This is a genomic window from Streptomyces sp. 7N604 (assembly GCF_052245475.1).
Lineage (GTDB): Bacteria > Actinomycetota > Actinomycetes > Streptomycetales > Streptomycetaceae > Streptomyces.
In genome coordinates this window covers 1-1,174 of record NZ_JBQQBX010000096.1, presented here as the reverse complement: position 1 = coordinate 1,174, position 1,174 = coordinate 1, and the positions used below count along the sequence as shown (strand labels likewise).

The following is a 1,174-nucleotide window of genomic DNA, read 5'->3' as shown; positions in this document are numbered from 1 at the left end:
GGGTTACTGAGGTTGAACTCGTGGTGTCGTAGGGGGCTGACGGCTCCTGGTCCGTGCGGTATCACCTGGGCGATGCGGTATCCACAGGGTGGCGGGCTGTCTGTCGAACGGCAGCAGTTCCGCGAGCAGTTACGGCTTCAGGCGGCCGAGCGGTTCGCCCGGGGTGAGACGAACGCGTTGATCGCCAAGGAGCTGCGGGTCAGTGTCCGGTCGGTGCAGCGGTGGCGGCGGACCTGGGCCGAGAACGGTCCGCGGGCATTGCGGTCGCAGGGCCCTGCATCGCTGCCGCGGCTGAGCGAAGAGCAGTTCGCTCAGCTGGAGCGGGAACTGGCCAAAGGGCCGGCCGCGCACGGCTGGGAGGACCAGCGGTGGACGCTGAACCGGATCAAGACCGTGATCGGTCGGCGCTTCCACCTGACCTACACGATCCAGGGCGTGCGCAAGCTGCTGGTGCGCAACGGCTGGTCCTGCCAGGTACCGGCCCGACGCGCCATGGAGCGGGACGACGACGCCGTGGCCGGGTGGGCCAAGGAGGTGTGGCCTTGCGCGGAAGACTCGCGGCGGCCCGTGGAGCCTGGCTCGTTTTCGAGGACGAAGCCGGATTCTCCATGACGCCGCCGCAGGCGAAGACCTGGTCGCAGCGCGGCCGGACCCCGGTGGTGCGGGTACGCGGCCGCTCCCGCAGACGGATATCCATCGCCGCGCTGACCTGCTACAAACCCGGCCACCGGTCCCGGCTGGTCTACCGTCCGCGCAGAGACGACGGCCGACGCGACGGTCGCAAGAGCTTCTCCTGGCGCGACTACCGGGACCTGCTGATCGCAGCCCACCAGCAACTCGGTGGCTCGATCGTGCTCATCTGGGACAACCTGAACGTCCACAAAGCTGCCGAGTTACGGGAGTTCGCCGCTTCACGGGACTGGCTGACCATCTACTACCTGCCGCCATACGCACCCGACCTCAACCCCGTCGAAGGCATCTGGTCCCTCCTGCGACGCGGCTGGCTCTCCAACGTCGCCTTCACCACCCCCGAACACCTCATCCAGCGCATCCGACGCGGCCTACGGCACATCCAGTACCGCAGCCACCTCATAGACGGCTGCCTCGCCGAGACCGGCCTGACCATCAGACCCGCCTGAGCAACGACACGACACCACGAGTTCAACCTCAGTAG

The 1,174-nt window shown here is 67.7% G+C and carries 1 protein-coding gene; it reads left to right on the top strand.

What is annotated here, in order from left to right; genetic code table 11:
* Positions 1-72: 72 nt before the first annotated feature.
* Positions 73-1,139, top strand: a protein-coding gene (locus ACTWP8_RS38155) for an IS630 family transposase (RefSeq protein ID WP_443326638.1) whose coding sequence is annotated in 2 segments (ribosomal slippage) — positions 73-516 and positions 519-1,139 — 1,065 coding nt in all. Because the reading frame shifts where the segments join, the coding sequence is not laid out codon by codon here.
* The last annotated feature ends 35 nt before the right edge of the window (positions 1,140-1,174 follow it).